The 15,829-nt window shown below is 68.1% G+C and carries 14 protein-coding genes; 6 read left to right on the top strand and 8 right to left on the bottom strand.

What is annotated here, in order from left to right; translation table 11 throughout:
• Positions 1 to 65 precede the first annotated feature (65 nt).
• Complete coding sequence (locus IBX18_RS35530; RefSeq protein WP_194837834.1) at positions 66 to 1,718, top strand: FUSC family protein; 1,653 nt, start codon at positions 66 to 68, stop codon at positions 1,716 to 1,718.
• Between the two features lie 29 nt (positions 1,719 to 1,747).
• Positions 1,748 to 2,206, top strand: a complete 459-nt coding sequence (locus IBX18_RS35525; RefSeq protein WP_194837833.1) for an SRPBCC family protein — start codon at positions 1,748 to 1,750, stop codon at positions 2,204 to 2,206.
• 9 nt (positions 2,207 to 2,215) lie between these two features.
• Here the strand turns inward: IBX18_RS35525 and IBX18_RS35520 are convergent, their stop codons facing one another.
• Positions 2,216 to 3,811 (bottom strand): LCP family protein, encoded by a 1,596-nt coding sequence (locus IBX18_RS35520; RefSeq protein WP_194837832.1) that lies wholly within the window; start codon positions 3,809 to 3,811, stop codon positions 2,216 to 2,218.
• A gap of 202 nt (positions 3,812 to 4,013) precedes the next feature.
• Here IBX18_RS35520 and IBX18_RS35515 point away from each other — a divergent pair, with 202 nt between their 5' ends.
• Complete coding sequence (locus IBX18_RS35515; protein ID WP_194837831.1) at positions 4,014 to 4,667, top strand: SDR family oxidoreductase; 654 nt, start codon at positions 4,014 to 4,016, stop codon at positions 4,665 to 4,667.
• A gap of 68 nt (positions 4,668 to 4,735) precedes the next feature.
• Here IBX18_RS35515 and IBX18_RS35510 read toward each other — a convergent pair whose 3' ends face one another.
• The 3 genes from IBX18_RS35510 to IBX18_RS35500 are packed head-to-tail and all read right to left on the bottom strand — an operon-like array spanning position 4,736 to position 6,772.
• Positions 4,736 to 5,596, bottom strand: coding sequence for an SDR family oxidoreductase (locus IBX18_RS35510; RefSeq protein WP_194837830.1), 861 nt, complete (start codon positions 5,594 to 5,596; stop codon positions 4,736 to 4,738).
• A complete protein-coding gene (locus IBX18_RS35505) occupies positions 5,593 to 6,261 on the bottom strand; it encodes an SgcJ/EcaC family oxidoreductase (protein ID WP_228542296.1) in 669 nt (222 codons plus the stop codon). The genes IBX18_RS35510 and IBX18_RS35505 overlap by 4 nt, the downstream gene beginning before the upstream one ends.
• Positions 6,262 to 6,313: 52 nt before the next feature.
• On the bottom strand, positions 6,314 to 6,772 hold the full coding sequence (locus IBX18_RS35500) for an SgcJ/EcaC family oxidoreductase (RefSeq protein WP_194837829.1): 459 nt from the start codon (positions 6,770 to 6,772) through the stop codon (positions 6,314 to 6,316).
• Positions 6,773 to 6,863: 91 nt separating this feature from the next.
• On the opposite strand from IBX18_RS35500, the gene IBX18_RS35495 reads away from it, so the two are divergent.
• The gene (locus IBX18_RS35495) at positions 6,864 to 7,388 is read left to right on the top strand and encodes a MarR family winged helix-turn-helix transcriptional regulator (protein WP_194837828.1); all 525 of its coding nucleotides are present in this window, start codon (positions 6,864 to 6,866) and stop codon (positions 7,386 to 7,388) included.
• Positions 7,389 to 7,936: 548 nt separating this feature from the next.
• Positions 7,937 to 9,553, top strand: coding sequence for a hypothetical protein (locus tag IBX18_RS35490; protein ID WP_194837827.1), 1,617 nt, complete (start codon positions 7,937 to 7,939; stop codon positions 9,551 to 9,553).
• Between the two features lie 749 nt (positions 9,554 to 10,302).
• On the opposite strand, the gene IBX18_RS35485 is transcribed toward IBX18_RS35490, so the two are convergent.
• The 3 genes from IBX18_RS35485 to IBX18_RS35475 all read right to left on the bottom strand — a co-directional run bounded on the left by IBX18_RS35485 (position 10,303) and on the right by IBX18_RS35475 (position 14,314).
• Positions 10,303 to 11,553 (bottom strand): cytochrome P450, encoded by a 1,251-nt coding sequence (locus tag IBX18_RS35485; protein WP_194837826.1) that lies wholly within the window; start codon positions 11,551 to 11,553, stop codon positions 10,303 to 10,305.
• An 88-nt stretch (positions 11,554 to 11,641) separates the two neighbouring features.
• Positions 11,642 to 13,033, bottom strand: coding sequence for an aspartate aminotransferase family protein (locus tag IBX18_RS35480; protein ID WP_194837825.1), 1,392 nt, complete (start codon positions 13,031 to 13,033; stop codon positions 11,642 to 11,644).
• A 66-nt stretch (positions 13,034 to 13,099) separates the two neighbouring features.
• Positions 13,100 to 14,314: an Ig-like domain-containing protein gene (locus IBX18_RS35475; RefSeq protein ID WP_194837824.1), complete on the bottom strand. Its 1,215-nt coding sequence runs from the start codon at positions 14,312 to 14,314 to the stop codon at positions 13,100 to 13,102.
• A 258-nt stretch (positions 14,315 to 14,572) separates the two neighbouring features.
• Between IBX18_RS35475 and IBX18_RS35470 the strand changes: the two genes are divergently transcribed.
• Entirely contained in the window at positions 14,573 to 15,121 is a 549-nt protein-coding gene (locus IBX18_RS35470; protein ID WP_228542295.1) for a nuclear transport factor 2 family protein, read from the top strand.
• On the opposite strand, the gene IBX18_RS35465 is transcribed toward IBX18_RS35470, so the two are convergent.
• Positions 15,076 to 15,828 carry a M24 family metallopeptidase gene (locus IBX18_RS35465; protein ID WP_194837822.1) on the bottom strand — a complete coding sequence of 251 codons (753 nt, stop codon included), beginning with the start codon at positions 15,826 to 15,828 and terminating at the stop codon, positions 15,076 to 15,078. The genes IBX18_RS35470 and IBX18_RS35465 overlap by 46 nt on opposite strands.
• Position 15,829: the final 1 nt, after the last annotated feature.

Below are 15,829 nucleotides of genomic sequence, written 5' to 3'. Positions count from 1 at the left end.
GTCACCCGCAGGTCGGCGGTCTACGGTGGAGCGGCAACCCCGCTGGACGACCAGGAAGGAAGTTGATGGTTTCGTCGGTCTCCGACCCGGTGCCGCCGCAGGGGCGGATCGGCGCCCTGCTGTTCGCGCTGCCGCCCGCGGGCCGACGGTGGAGTCCCGGCCTGCGGTCCGCGCTGGCCTTCGCATTGCCTGCCGCGGTGGTCGTGGCGCTGGGACAGCCGGCGCACGCGCTGTTCGTGCTGTTCGGCGCCTTCGCGGTGATGTACGGGGAGCGCAGGGCGTACCGGATGCGGGCGGGCGTGGTGCTCACCGCGGGCCTCGCGTTGCTCGCGTGCTGCGGCGTCGGTGCCCTGCTCGGGCACGGGCTCGCCGGCGGACTCGGTGCCTCGCTGCTGACCGTGTCCTTGCTGACGATCGTCGCGGTGGTCGCCGTCTACGTGATCGACGCGTTGCGGCTCGGTCCACCGGGCGCGCTGCTGTTCGTGATCGCCTGCGGTGGCGCGATGATGGCCGCCGAGGCGGGCATCTCGACGGGAGCGCTGTTGTCCTGCACCGCCTTCGGTGTCGGCGCGTCGGTGCTGGCGTCGATGGCGGGCGTGCTGCGCGATCGGCGCAAGCCCGAACGGGTCGCCGTCGAAGCGGCGATCAACGCCGTCGATGCTTATCTGTCGGCCCGGGCGGCGGGCCGTCCCGCCATCGACCTGCGCCATCAGGCGGGCGGCGCGGTCGCGGAGGCCTGGGCGGCGGTCTACGACGCGGGCCTGCCGAGCCGGACACCGGATTCGGAGCTGCTGGCCGAACTGGTGACGGCCCGCCGCCGGCTCGCGGGTCCGGCCTATGACGACACCAACGAGCTGGTGGTCGACCCGCTGATCTCGTTCGTCCGCCCGGGTGTCTGGTTCCGGCTGCGTCGGGCGCTGTCGTTCGACTCGCACCCGACCATCAGCGCTTTCCGGGTCGGCGTCGCCTGCCTGACCGCCGGGGGACTCAGCGCGCTGCTCGGCCAGCCGCGCCCGCACTGGGCGGTGTTCACCGCGCTGATGGTGTTGCAGATCGGCCCGGACCGGGTGCGCGGCAAGGTGCGCGGCATCCACCGGTTCGTCGGCACGATCGTCGGTTTGGTGCTGTTCGGGGTGGTGCATCAGCTCGCGTTCACCGGCTACGCCCTCGTCGCGCTGGTAGCCGCGCTGCTGTTCTGTATGGAGCTGTTCGTGCCACGCAATTACGCGCTGGCCGCGATCTTTATCACGCCGATCGCGCTGCTCGCGGTGGGCAGCACCCCCGACGGCGCCGTCGCGCCGCTGATCCGCGACCGCTTCATCGAGACCGTGCTGGGTGTGGGTATCGCGGTGCTCGTCCCGCACGTCGTCGTCCCGCGCGCACACCGGCGCACCTTCCGCTGGATCGAGCATCGGGTGGGCGCCGTCGCCCGCGACCTGCTGGAACTGTCGCGCACCGAGCCGGCCGGTGCCCCTGCGGTCGCGCTGACCCAGCAGTTGCAGTTCGAACTGGTCGGCGTCGCACGCAGCGGAATCGACTCGGCCACCGAAGAACCCGCGTGGACCGCCGAGCACTGGCCCGCGCACGCCGCCACCGCCCACCTCGGCTACGACCTGCTCGCCGCCTACTGGGAGCTGCCCCCTGGCGCGCTGCTGGCCGACCCGGACCGCTGGGTTGCCGAATTCGACGCGTTGACGCCGGTTTCCGCGCACACCTAGCGAGTGCTTACTCCTGCTAGCGTTCGAGCATGCAGGACAGTGTGACAGTGCGAATGGCCGCGCCCGCCGACAAGATCTGGGAGCTGGTCAGCGATATCACCAATACCGGGCGGTTCAGTCCGGAGACCTTCGCCGCCGAATGGCTCGGTGGCGCTACCGGACCCGCCGTCGGGGTGAAGTTCCGCGGACACGTGAACCGCAACGGCTGGGGTCTGAAGTATTGGACGGTGTGCCGGATCGACGCCGCCGAGCCGGGGCGTGAATTCGCCTTCACGGTGCTCGGCCCCGGCAGTATGCCGATCAATACGTGGCGCTATCGGTTCGAGCCGGTCGACGGCGGCACCGACGTCACCGAATCGTTTCAGCTGCACAGCAACCCGGTTCTGCGGGTGTACTGGCTGCTGGCCGGTCGGGCGCGCCGCAAGACCAATGTCAACGGCATGCGCGAGACGTTGAACCGCATCAAAGCCGTAGTCGAACAGGCGTAACCCGCGCCGTCAGTTCACGCAGGGGACGGTGCTGCCGATCGTCGTCGTGATGGGCTTGCCCGTGTCCGGGGCGGGCTCGCTCGGGGTGGTGGGCGCGACCGTTGTCGGCGCGGTCGAGGTGGCCGAGCTCGCGGCCAGTTCGTCGGGCATGGTGAAGTCGCTGCCGAGGACAACCTGGACGTGTCCCGGCGCGACGCTCGATCCGGCGGTGGCCGTGAGTCCGCCGAGGGTCTCGGCCAGCTGGGTCGCGTCCGCCTCGGCGCCGGTGCCATAGGTCACCGTGGTCGTGGTGGTGGCGCTGCCGCGGTTGCCGACCGTGCCCTCGCGATAGCCGCGGGCCGTCAGCGCGGTGGACAGCTGGCCCGCCATCCCGGCCACGCTGCCCGCGTTCAGCACGTCGACCGTGCTCGTCGGCGGGCGCGCCGGCGTGGTGCTCGGCGTCTCGACGCCGAACGCGGACCGCACCTCTTTCTTGATCGCGGCCGGATCGATGATGTTGACGTCCTGGCCGTTGATCGTGTCGTAGCGCAGCACCGGCAGCGTCCGGAACTCGACCCCTATCGAGCCCGCGGCACCGAGGCTGCTGGCGAAGTCGAGCAGGTCCCAGCCGTCGGAGAGCACCACGTCCTGGTGCGCCACCTTCATCAGCTCGTTGAGTTTGCCCAGGTTGGTCAGCGTTCCGGAGTCTTTGAGCGACTTGGCGACCGAGGTGAGGTAGGCCTGCTGCCTGCGCGTCCGGTCGAGGTCGCCGTTCTCCAGGTTGTGGCGCTGGCGGACGAAGGCGAGCGCTTCGGAACCGTTGAGGTGTTGCGGCCCGGCGGGGAACACGGCGCCGGAGTAGTAGCTGTCGTCGACCGCCTTGTTCAGGCACACGTCGACGCCGCCGAGCGCCTCGGCCAGGTGATAGAAGCCGGCTAGGGCTACCTCGGCGAACCGGTCGATCGGCACACCGGTCAGGTTGCGGACGTTGGACACGATGGACGCCCGGCCCGCTTCTCGGCCTGCGCGTTCCAGGGTGAGCTGGTCTTTTTCGCCGTTCGCGATCAGTTTGGCTTCCGTGGCCGCTTTCTTGAGCCCGTACGCCTCCTTGATCTTGATCTTGTCGTAGCCCGGGATGCCGGACACCGATACGTAGCTGTCGCGTGGGATGGAGAACGCGACGATCTTGCGCATATCCGCCGGAATGTGTAGCAGGATCAGCGTATTCGCGTTGTAGCCGCCGTCGTCGCTGTCGCCCGCGTGCAGCTTGTCGAGGATCTCCTTCGGCAAGTCGTTGCCGTTCTGGTCCTTTCGGGTGTCCAGGCCGATCAGCAGGATGTTGAGGTCGCCCCCCAGCGAATGCGGTGCGTCGGCGCCGATCGCGTCGGAGCGGTTGAACCCGTTGTTGAAGTCGACCTTGGCCGACCAGGCGAAGCCGGTACCGGACAGCACCGCGAAGGCGGTGACCGAGACCAGCACCCGCACCGCGTTCTTCGCCACGCTCCGGGACCGGTGCGGGGGTGCGGCTACGCGGCGGGCTTTCGGGGCGGCGCGACGGTGCCGTGCGCGGCGTGCGGGCGGATCGGTGACCTTGGCGAACTCGACGGTGTCATCGTCATCGCTCATCGCTGCGGACGCTCGGTCCATCGCCGCGGCCGCTGGGTCCATCGCCGTGGACTCAGTGCCTTCCGCCTTCTTCGGCACTCGTGCCACGGATTGTTCCTCGCCGTCTCGATCGCTGTCCGACTCAGTCGAGAGTACGCACGCGCGCGTAATACCCAGATCATCGCGGGTTATGTAGCGGTGAACGCGGTCTAGGCTCGAGCCCATGTCTGCTCCCGTGCTTCTCGTGCTCGGCGCCGGTCCCGGTGTCGGATTGGCCGTTGCCCGACTCTTCGCCCGTGACGATCACGCGGTGTTCCTGGCCTGCCGGCTGCCGGAGGAGGCCGAGCCGCTCGCCGCCCAGTTACGCGGCGAAGGTTTCGACGCGGAGGGCGTCGGCGTCGATCTGTCCGATCCGGCCGACGTGACCCGCGTGGTGACCGAGGTGGGGCAGCAGCACGGCCGCATCGACGTGCTGCACTTCAACCCGAGCATGTTCCGGCAGGCAGACCCGTTGCAGCTGTCGGTGCCCGAGTTGATCGAGGACTTCACCATCGGCGCCGCAGCACTGCTGCCCGCGGTCCAGGCCGCACTGCCGTTCTTCGCCGAGGGCGCGCGGGTGCTGGTCACCGGCAGCGCCGCGGCGGACAAGCCATGGAATCAGGCCGCGTCGCTCGGCGTACAGAAGGCGGCAGTCCGCAACCTCGTCACCACCTTGGACACCACCTTGGCGCCCAAGGGTATTCGCGCGGTAGCGGTGCAGATCAACGGCGTGCTCGGCGAGGGAGCGTTCACCAGGGACCGGGTCGCCCAGGCACTCCATGCGGCTGCGGTGCGGCCTCTCGACGAATGGACACCGCACACGTCCTACGACGGCTGACCAGGCGCTGTGCCGAAGGCCGGACTTCGGCACAGGCCTAGGTCAGGAGCTTCGGCGGTGGTAGGCGGTCAGTCGGCCCGAGGCTGTCCAGCCGTACGTCGAAGACGAACGGCACATCGTCGGGGCCACCCTTCTGGATCGGTTGGCTGGCACGACGAACCTTGAACGGCGGGAGACTCTCGTCCGGTTCCGAGCAGGCGCAGGGCCGTCCGGCGCGGTAAGGCCCTGGCAGCTGTGGCGAACAGAGTGTTCACCCTGCCGGAGATGACGGTGGGCTGTCTACGCCGGTGCAGTGCCGACAAGGCTCTGACGGCGACTTGGCTGGGAGTCTGCACGAGGCTGGCGGGTACGTCGGCACCGTTGTGCGGCTGCGATTGTGTGGCAGTCATCCCGGGGCACAAGCCCATGACGTAGACGCCGCGGGCTTTGTGCTCCTGCCACAAGGATTCCGAGAGCGAGGTGACAAAGGCCTTGGTGGCGCAGTAGACGCTCAGGTTCGCCATGGGAGCGAACGCGAGGGTGGATGAGACGTTGATCAATGCGTCACCTGGACGCGCCCCGGTCAGGAAGGTGTGGGCGAGGGCGACCAACGCGTGGCAGTTGAGGTCCACCATGGCCGCCGCGCGCTCCAGCGGGACCTCGGTGAACGGTCCAGCGGTCGCGGTGCCCGCATTGTTGACCAGGACATCGAACGAGCGCTGCTGCACGGCGCGGACCACGCGCCCCAGGCCGTCCTCCGTCTCCAGGTCCGCGACGAGCGCCGCATGGTCGTGGCCGAGACCGTCGATGACCGCGTGCAAGCGGTCCTCGTTGCGCGCGACGCCGGTGACCGCATACCCGGTTGCGGCGAGCGCGTGGGCCAGCGCGCGGCCGATCCCCTCGCTCGCGCCGGTCACCAGGGCCGTGCGACGGGCCGACGGCACAGTCACTTCTCGGCCTCCGGCCGGGTGTCCGGAGAGAGGATGAACGAAATGCGCTCCATGACGGACTTTCGCTGGGTGTTCTGGAAAGCCGCGACCCGCCACCGGCCGTCTGCGTCGCGTACGAGCGTGTACGTCTGAACCTTGGACAGCTCGTCCGGTGCGTCTCCGGTGTAGTCGTCGCCGCGGCCGGTGACGATGGCGGCGTCATGCGACAGGAAGCGGATGCCGAGGTAGGAGTTGGCCAGTTTGCTGCCCTCGAGGAATCCCCCGAAGAGGGCCTTGTGGGAGTTGACGATGTCGGCGCGGCCCTCGTAGTAGCTGCCGACGTAGGTGGCGTAGGTGGCGTCCTCGGTGAACTGCGAGCCGTAGGCGACGGCGTCGTTGCGGTCCCAGGCGTCGATCAAGGACTCCAGTACACCGCACACCGCGTCGCGGTCGCCGGGGGAAGCCTCGCCGGTCGGGGTGACATTCACACACTCGTTCTGACCGGTGTTATGCACGTCGGAGGAGGCGTCGAGCCACAGATATCCGCCGCCGCCCGCGACCGCGATCGCGAGTAGGCCGATGCCGAGCATGCGCACCCGTCGTCGGCGGGGGCTTGCGGGAGACTTCCCGGCAGTCTGGTCTTTCGTCCCGTCCTGGGGTGCGGGTTTCTGGTTGGTGGTGATCATGCGTTGCGAGTCCTTCGGTGTGGAGAGGGTGTGCCGTTCCGGGACGGATGGGTCACTTCTGCGCGGCGGGGATGGTGCCGGGGGCGGTCTTGAAGGAGATGGCTTCCATCAGCGGCTTGCGCTGGGTGTTGTGGAACGCAGCCACCCGCCACTGCCCGTCCGCCTCGCGCACGAACGCGCACGTCTGCACTTTCGACAGCTTCGAGGACTTGGGCGCGGTCGCTCCCTTGTAGGTGTCGCCGCGGGCGGTGACGAGGGCAGTGTCGGGGCCGTAGAAGCGGATGCCGGTGATCTCCGAGGCGAGGTTGGTGTTCTTCAAGAACTTCGCGAACAGCGTGCGATGGCACGCCACGATGTCGGCCCTGCCGCTGTAGCAGGTCCCGACAAACGTGACGTACGTGGCGTCTTGGGTGAACAGTGCCCCGTAGGCGTCGGCATCGTTGCGGGCCCACGCGGTGTTCATCTCGGCCATCACCGCGGCGATGGCCGCCTTGTCGTCCTGGGTGTTCATGCCGTCCTCCTTGTCGTTAAGATGAAGCAGAATCTGCGCTTCAACAATATCTGCATTATTGCAACTATTAGATTAGGGGGCATCTGCACCGATGGCAACCAAGGCACCTCGAGATCAGCACCTGGTCTTCCGTGAGTACCTCGACGCGGTGGGCCTGCATGGCATGGCCGGCGCGGAAGCCGCCGGACTCGCACCCATCGAGTGGTACGCGGTGAGCCTGATCACCTTGGCCGAGCGAATGAGCACGGGCGACCTGGCCGCCCGCGTAGGCCTGACCACCGGTGCGACGACCCGGCTCATCGACCGCCTCGAGAAAGCGGGCTACCTACGCCGTACCGCGGATCCAGCCGACCGTCGGCGGGTCATCGTCGAAGCCTCAGCCGAGACCTTCCCCGACATCGAGGATGTGGTCGGTCCCGCCCGCCGACTGATCGCCGAGGTTTTGGACCGCTACACGGCCGAGCAGCGCGAGGTCCTCTTCGACTACTTCGCACACGCAACCCCTGCATACCGGGCAGCCGCCGAAGAGATCCGCGCCCGCGCCGCACGAAGCCGCCGCCCCGGCCCCAAACCCAAGGAAGCCACCGCTCCCCCAACCCCTTCCGCGAGCACGTGACCACTCGCCACCCCGCGTTCCACATCACAGTCCTCGATCGAGAGCCGGGCCCGGGTCGGGATGGTCCGCCAGACCGTGCCTCAGTCTCGTCTTCAATAGTGCGGCGCCAATCCCTACCGAAAGACAGGCCTCTGGCAGCTTGTGGTGCTTGATAACCAGATTTTCGCAATACCCGCTCATCGGCTAGATGCGGATGTTCTGAGCACAGCGGCTCTGGCCCGCAAGCCACCGCCTCGTCACTGATCGCTCAGCGCGCACAGCGTCATTTGCGGATATCGGCACAGCGCGAGCCGTCGTCTCATCGTTGCTACGCCAGCCGCAATGAAGGTCCCGGGGCGCGGGAAGCGCGTTGGTGGAGAGGTTTTGCCATCCGGAACCGTCGCGGTGACGAATGTTTGGCACCGACGTGAGCCGCGAGGCGCTACTCGGCACCAGCGACGGCGAGACGAGCGTTGAGTGCAGAAATCGTGTGTGTGCGTAGGACCGTGAAATGTGACAGGCAGGAGGAAGGCAAACCAGTGGTGACCAGAACAGGAAAGTCGACAGCGATGCCCGGTGAAAACCGAGGCAGTGCCGGTCTGGCGGGGTGGGCCTGGCTGGGGGTTGTGGCCATGGGCGGTGCGTTGCTGCCGTTGAGTGTGCCGGGCACGGCCGCTGCCGCGGCGGCCTGTCCGACCGAAGGCACTTCGACCATGTGTGCGACCCCCGGCAACTTCGGCTACACGGTTCCCGAAGGTGTGAACAGAATCCTGATCACCGTCATCGGCGCCGGTGGGGCCGAGGACAGCGAAGGGTTCGGCGGCGGGGCCGGAGCTGGGTTCCGTTGTACCGTCAGTGGTCTGCGGGCCGGCACCGTGCTGGACGTGACGGTCCCGGCCGGAGGCAAGCCGAGCACGGAACCCTCGACCTCCGGCCAGTCCACCGGTGGCGGGTCCGCTTCGGTGCGATCCACCGCCGACGGCGTGGACGTCACCGCCTCCGGAGGCGGCAGCGGAAGGAGCCACACCGACGGAGACGACCCTGGTGGCACCCAGCCCGACGACGACTCCGCCGGCCAGGATGGCACTGACCCTGAGGCTGGCACCGGCGGTAGCCCGGGCACCTCGCCCACCTGCACCGCGGCCGGTTCCGGGCTGACGGCCACCCTCGGTGCCGTCGCCACCAGCACGGCCGGGCACGCTGGTTACCACGGCATCGGGAGCACCGGCGGGACGATCACACCGGACGACTTCGCCCCCCAGTGCCCTCCTCTGGCCGGTTTCGGCGGCACAAGCGCTGACCCGAACCTTCTGCAATCCCTCTTTCCCGACAAAGATCCCAAAGCCGGTCAGGACGGCTGCGTCGTGATCACCCCGGACGTGGTATGCGAGGTCACCGGTGACACGACCGCTTGCGTGGCCCCCGGGACCACCCAGTACACGGTGCCCGCAGGAAAGACCTCGCTCGCCATCACGACCATCGGCGCCGGAGCCGGCGGCGGCGGGGGCGGAATCGGTGGTGACGCCGGACGCGGATGGAACAATAGTGACGGTGCGAACGGACAGGGCGGTGCCGGCGGCGGTGCCGGAGCCGCGATCACCTGCACCATCACCGGTCTGCAAGCTGGGACCGTACTCGACCTGACCGTTCCCCAAGGCGGCGTCGGCGGCGGCACCTCCGGCTCTGCCAGCGGTGAAGGCGGGTTCGGAGGCCAGGAGGCCACCGCGGTCTACGGTCCCGGCGGGGTGAGCGTGCTGAGCCCCGGCGGTGGCGGCGGAGGCGGCGGCTACACCGGCAAAGGCATTGTCCCCGGTCGGGACGGGACCAGCGGAAGCCCTGACGGACAAGGCGGCGGCACCCCCGGAACGGGTGGCACCGCCAGCCAGGAGTCCGCCGGCGGTGGCCCGGGCACCGAACCGACCTGCGCCGCAACCGGTGACGGCCGGACAGCAACCGCCACGGTCCACCCCAGCACCGCAGGTGCCGCAAGCAACGCTCTCACCGCGGGCACCGGTGGAACAATCGACGCACCGGCCGCCGTGACCACCGCCTGCGGCACCAACGGCACGGGCGGCGCCGGCGGTAGCGGCGGCAAGGGCGGTGTCTACGGCGGCAGCATCCAAGGCAAATCTGGTTCGGCCAGCGAGACCGGAAAGCCCGGTTGCATCATGATCGTCGCATCCTGACGCCGAACAACTCCCACTATCGGCGGTCAGCACACACCGTGCCACCCGCACCCCGATAGCACCCACCTCCCTGACCACCACACCGGATACACCGGTGTGGTGGTCAGGTTCTTCTTGTCGACACCGCTGGGCAACGGCGAACACCCCCGCAACCACCACAACAGGTCCGCCGACTGAATGATCTAGAGACATAGGTTGTTCCGCGGATCGCGCCCACTGATGCGACGAGACCGCGCATTGCAGACCGGCTGTTGAACCGAGGGGATCGGCCTTGTTGGTTTGTGGCCGCCGAACTGGCTCTATCCAGGCCGGAACGCGCGTATCACCCTCTGGCGGACCAACTCACGAAGGCGCTTATCCGCATAAGGGTCCATACCCTCGGCGACAAAAACAGCGTCGGTAAACGAGTCGACGTCGGAAGGTGGCGAAGTGCAGAACCTGTCCTTTTCGTCCGGCGGCAGGCAGAAACCGAGTTCAACGCACAGGTTGTCGAGTAGGAACCCCACGTCTACTCGATCAACATCCACGAGGGAAATCTACGCGAGATCAGCTCTGCCCGTTGATCTGAACAACACCGCTCGTTGGGTTGCGCCGCGGTGGAACTCCGATCAACCGCGGCACCGTGATCGCGTCGAGCACCGCGGCCATCATCGGTGAATCGCCGGCTACTGCCGTCGCCGCGGCGAACATGATGCCCGACCGACGGCCTACCGAGTGCAATCGATGAATCCCCGATTGGGAGGAACGACCTAGCGCGGCAGGATTGCCGCGAACTCGACTGGCATGTGCGCCGGGCCGCGCAGGTTCACGTGTTCGCGGTAGATCGGCGGATCCGTGGTGAGACAGGGCATTTCGACGCGTTGCGCGAAACGGGTGAGCGCTATCCGCGCCTCGAGCCGGGCCAGCGGCGCGCCGAGACAGAAGTGCGCGCCGAGTCCGAAGGCCAGGTTGCGGTTGTCGCGGGCTGGGTCGAAGCGGTCGGGGTCGGGGAATGCGGCGGGGTCGCGGTGTGCGGCGGCGATCAGCATGACCACCAGATCGCCGCGCTCGACGGCGAGGTCGCCGACCGTCAGATCGTCGGCGGCGATGCGCGGGATCAGCTGTACCGGCGGATCGAAGCGCAGCGTCTCCTCGACAACGGCCTGTGCGCGTTCGGGATTCGCGCGCAGTGCGGCGAGTTCGTCGGGGCGGCGCAGCAGGGCGAGGGTGGCGTTGGCGATGAGGTTGACCGTGGTTTCGTGCCCGGCGACGAGCAGTAGTGCGCAGGTGGAGATCAGCTCGTCGTGGCTGAGCATGTCCCCGGCGTCCTCGGCGGCGAGCAGCTCCGAGAGCAGGTCGGGTCCGGGGGTGGCGCGGCGGCGCTCGGTCAGCTGCTCGAAGTAGCTGCTGAGTTCGGTTCCGGCGCGCTGTATCTCGGCCGGGTCGGCGCGGAATTCGGTGGCCTGCTTCGAGGTCGGGTCCAGCGTGCGGGCCAGCAGGGCCGACCAATGGCTCAGCCGCGCTTCGTCTTCCAGCGGTACGCCGAGCAGTTCACAGATGACGGTCACCGGCAGCGGATAGGCGAACGCGGTGACGGCGTCGAAAGCTCCTGCCGCCGAGTGCTTGTCGAGAATGTCGTCGACGATCTCGGTGATCCGCGGCGCGAGCTGCTGCACCACCCGCGGAGTGAAGGCCTTCGACACCAGCCGCCGCAGCCGGGTGTGGTCGGGCGGGTCGAGGAACAGAAACGACGGTTTCGCCTGCTCGGCAGTGGTTTTCGTGGCGTCGTAGATCGGCATCGAGCCGAGCTGCAGCTTCGCCAGCGAGCGGTCCACGCTCACCCTCGGGTCACGGAGCACGGCGGTGCAGTCGGCGTGGCTGGTCACGACGACGACCGGTGCGGTGCCGATCCGGAACGGCCCGCCTTCCCGTAATCGCGCGAACAGCGGATAAGGGTTCGACCGCACCGCGGGGTCGAGTAGACGGACGTAGTCGGCGATCGACTGATCTGCTGAGGACATGGGACTCCCGCCTGCTGGGCCCGGCGATACCGGCTGTGTCCAGCATGCGCCCAGGCGACCGGCTCGCGCCACGGCTGCGGCCGACTGATCAGGCCAAGGCCAGGGCTGCTGCGGTTATCGCCTTGGCGGCCCGATCCACGTCGGAGTCGGTGGTGCGCCAGTTGCTGAACGCGGCCCGCAGCGCCGGTTGCCCTTCGTAAACGGTTGGCGTCACGAAGGTTTCGCCGGTCTCGGCAATGGCTTCGGCCAGTGCGTCGACCCGCTCGGCGGTGGCCCGGTCGGCCAGCGTGAAGCAGACGACATTGAGGCGGACCGGCGCGGTGAGCCGGAGCAGTCCGGTCGCCGTGAGCTGCTCGGCGAGGTTGTTCGCGCAGGAGATATTGCGCCGCACGATGTCCTGGTGGCCGTCGCGGCCGTACGCGGTCAGCGAGAACCACGCGGCGAGCGCACGCAGCCGCCGCGAGTTCTCCGGGACCAGGTGCCCGAAATCCGGGGTGCCGGTGGGCGCGGTGAGATACGCGGCGGAATTCAGGAAGACGCGCAGTTGCAGATCGCGGTGCCGGGAGAACTGGACCGCCGCGTCATACGGCACGTTGAGCCACTTGTGCAGGTCGACGCAGACCGAATCCGCCTCGCCCAGACCGTCGACCAGCGCGGCGTGCTCCGGCGAAAGCGCCGCGAACGCGCCGAACGCACCATCCACGTGCAGCCAGAACGGATAACGCCGGCGCAGTGCGGCAATCGCGCGCAGGTCGTCGAAGTCGACGGTGTTCACCGTGCCCGCATTGGCCACCACGATGGCCGGTTCGCCGTCCAGCGCCGCGAGCGCCTCGCCGAGCCCGGCCACGTCGACAGCTTCCCGGCCCGGCAGGGTCGGCACCGATCGCACACTGTCCCGGCCGATTCCGAGCATGGACAACGATTTGACGATGCTGGAGTGCGGCGTCCCCGACAGCACGTGCACCGGTCCGAGCGCGCCGACGCCGGCCTGCGCCACCGAGATTCCGCGCTGCTCGCCCAGCCACTCCCGCGCGATCGCCAGCCCGACGAAGTTCGACATGGTCGCCCCGCTGACGAACGCCCCGGTGTGCTGGTCCAGCCCGAACAGCCGCCCGATCCAGTCGACGGTCTGCTGTTCGAGCGCGATGGACGTGGAGTCCTCGCCCGACATCGCGTTCTGATCGAGCACCCCGGTGAGCCAGTCGCCGGCGACCGAGGCCGGGGTGGCGCCGCCGGTGACGAAGCCGAGGTAGCGCGGTCCCGCGCTGCCGGAGAACCCGGGTTCCCATCGCTCGCGGAACAGCGCGAGCGCCCGGCGCAGGCCGACACCGTGCTCCGGAAGTTCTTCGAGCCCCACCTCTTTCGGCGCCCGCGCGACCGGTCGCGTATCGATGCCGGTCAACAGGTCCGTCGCCGACGCGCGCACCGTGTCCAGCAGTGCGGGTAGCTCGGCCAGGTCGTTGGCAAGGTTTTCGTCCACCCTGCCGACGCTACGAGCCGGGCACCCGTCTTGTCGGGAGCCAGTCCGAAGGTGCTGGCCTTGCCGCTACTTCAGCGCGCTGCCCTGCAGCCACTGATCCCAGGGCACGCCCCAGTCGCCGTTCTGCCAGACCTCGAGCGGCGCGCCGCCCGTATTGCGCACCTCGACCACATCGCCGGGGAGCGAGAAGTCGTAGAACCAGCGCGCGTGCTCCGGGCTGAGGTTCAGGCAGCCGTGGGAGGTGTTGGTGTTGCCCTGCGCCCACATGGTCGAGGCGAGTTCGTGCAGGTAGATGCCGTCGGTGCTGATCCTGGTCGCCCAGTTGATGGTCTCCTTGTAGCCGAGCCGCGAGTTGACCGGCAGCCCGAAGGTGGAGGAGTCCATGATCACCGGGTTGGCCTTGCTCATCACCGTGTAGACGCCGGGCTGGGTCCAGAAGGTGATCGTCTTGCCGCCCACGGTTTCGCTGCCGCCCATGCCCATCGAGGTCGGCATGGAGCGGACGAGTTTGCCGTTCTCGTAGACCTGCACCTGCTTGGTGTTGTCGTCGGCGATGGACACGTGCGAGGCGCCGATGGTGAACGAGGCCTTGCTGTCCTCTTGGCCGTACAGGCCGTTGCCGAGGTCCACCGCGTAGATGTTCGCCGCGACATTCACCTTCGTGCCCGGCGGGTAGTACTCGCGCGGCCGCCAGTGCGCGCGGCGGTTGTCGAGCCAGTACCACGAGCCCTCCAGTTGCGGGGTCGTGGTCACCGACAGCCGTTTCTCGGCCAGCGCCCGGTCCGGGACGTCCTCGTCGAAGTGCGCGACGACGACGGCGCCGACGCCGTAGGTGCCACCGTCGAGCAGCCCGCCGCCGGTGTTCTCGAAGTAGACCTTGGTCTGGTTGTTCGGCGTCAGCGTGGCGAACGTCGAGGTCTGCGGGCCGCTGCGGCCGGTGATCGTGAGACTCTCGGCGGTGATGGTGTAGGTGTGGCCGTAACCGAGCGGTTCGGTGGGTTTCCACGCCGTCTTGTCCGGCGTCAGGATGCCCTCGATCTGCTTGCCCTGCTCGTTGGTCATGCTGACCGAGGTCAACATGCCGTCACCCGCGCTGACCTGGACCGGTGCGGTCGGGTCGATGTCCTTCGCGCCCTGCGCCGGGGTGAAGGAGATGGCGGGCGGCGCGGGGTCGGCCGCTCCCGGCTGCTTCGACTCCGACCCTGAACAACCGGCAACCACCAGTGCGATGACCAGGATGACAATCCCGGCCACGCTGGATCGGAAGCGGCGACTCGACATGATTTCTCCTGTGTTCGCCGTGCGCTTCCCGCTGCGCACCTCTCTCGACTTTTGTCCCGTTCAGAAGTTTACCGGCCCGCGGGCGGTGCACTTCTGGCCGCATCCGGGTCGGGCGAGGGTGTCGAGGTCGTCCTATATGCGCTGATCGGCTGGTCGGTTGGCGCGATATTAACGGTAACCGTCATTGACGACACTTGTTTGCTCATGATTTGCTGGCACATCATTGAGCGATCAACCGGCACGATAGGAAGGCTTGTGATGATCAGCATGACAACCGCTCCGCTGGACCGGAGACGTGTCGGTAACCGGAGCACGGGCTCCGCCGGGCTCCCCGACGCGGCTGTCGAACGCGCCGCGCTCGAACGCTTCTACGAACTGCTTTTCCTGCAGGACCACGAACAGGTGCTGGACCTGGTCACCGACGACGTGTTGTTCCACGCACCGTGGCAACTACCGGGCCTGCCCACCATCATCGAGGGGCGCGCCGAGCTGCACGAAAGCATGCTCTGGTGGAGCACCGAACTGTGGAGTCCGGGCAGCCTGTCCCGCATCACCGTCCGCCCGTTCGCCACCGCGCACGCCTGGCTCGCCAAGGTCGAGGGTGAATTCACCGCGCTGGAAAGCGAACGGCTCTATCACGCGATGGTGCTCAGTGAGGTCCGCTTCGACGGCGGCGCGATCGCCGAGGTGCGCCAGTACCACAACACGCTCAATCAGATCATCGCGTTGGGCGCCGACGTGCCGGGGATCAATGTGCCCGGCTACGGCGTCGGCTCGAACCGCGGCCAGGACGAGGCCGTCGCCTGATCCGCCGCGGGCCGCAGATCCAGCAGTTGCTCGAAGAAGCCGCCGATGTTGTGCGCGCGATCCACCAGGTGGATCTCCAGAATCCAGTGGCAGATCCGGCCTTTCGGATCGAGGCGGCGCATCGGCACGGTCGAGCCCGCCGCCACGTACGAGGTGAGCTCGGTGCCGGAGATCTGCTTGTGCGGGAACTCGCCCACCAGATGGCCTGCGATTTCCGCGGTCAGTTCCCACCCTTGCTCGGCGGCCTGGCCGGAAACGTAGGTGTAGAGCTGGTCGCCGGTGATGTCGGGGTGGGCTTCGAAGTAGGCGCGGCCCTGCTCCCAGAGTGGTTCCAGCGCGTCCCGCAGGGCCAGCTTGGCCGGATCGTCGCCGAGCACGAAGGTGCGCCCGAAATCGGCTTCCCATTCGGCGAAGATCGGCCCGAAGTCCAGGAAACAGATGTCGTCCGCGCCGATTTCGCGGTCCGGCGGGTTCGCGCTGTACGGCTCGAGGGTGTTGCTCCCGGATCGCACGATCCGCTTGTGCCAGTACCGCCGCGTGCCGAACATCTCATCCGCGAGATCGCGCACCGCGTCGCTCACCGCTGATTCGCGCATGCCCGGCGCGATGATGCCTCGGCGGACCACCTCGTCGAACAGCGCGACAGCCTTGGCCTCCGCCGCCAGCAGCGCGGAAACCCGCTCGACCTCCGCCACATCCGTCTCCATA

The organism is Nocardia sp. XZ_19_369 (genome assembly GCF_015355715.1).
In the GTDB taxonomy this organism is placed as follows: domain Bacteria; phylum Actinomycetota; class Actinomycetes; order Mycobacteriales; family Mycobacteriaceae; genus Nocardia.
This window is presented reverse-complemented; position numbering and strand designations above follow the sequence as displayed.